The sequence below is a fragment of the Ochrobactrum sp. SFR4 genome (assembly GCF_019730395.1).
Taxonomy (GTDB): Bacteria; Pseudomonadota; Alphaproteobacteria; order Rhizobiales; family Rhizobiaceae; genus Pseudochrobactrum.
In genome coordinates, this window is the sequence record NZ_JAAPBB010000572.1 from 1 (window position 1) to 305 (window position 305).

A 305-nucleotide genomic window follows, 5' to 3' on the forward strand; every position below is an offset into this window, starting at 1 on the left:
GTGCGTTGATCTGTTTTTTTGACGAGCCAGTCGCGCAGGAAAAATCGTTCGCGGCCATGATAATCCGGCCATGCTGTAGCCAGCATTTCCAACAAACGCATTTTGGTTTCGAGCTGGCCGAGTGTGGACATGACTTGCTTGTAATCGGCAGCAAGATAAATGTCGGAACCGCGCTGATAGCGCAGCATTATACGCAGCAAGGTTTCCTGATCCTGCCTTGTCTCATTGAGCAGATCGAGCCAAGTCCATTCCTTCGGTTTAACGTCCATTAGCTTGATGGCGCAGCCAGATAAAACGGCGCGTGC

The 305-nt window shown here is 51.1% G+C and carries 1 protein-coding gene; it reads right to left on the bottom strand.

From position 1 onward, the window contains the following. The coding region (locus tag HBA93_RS20305) for a hypothetical protein (RefSeq protein WP_286202095.1) at positions 1 to 269 on the bottom strand (269 nt) is incomplete at its 3' end. Positions 270 to 305: the final 36 nt, after the last annotated feature.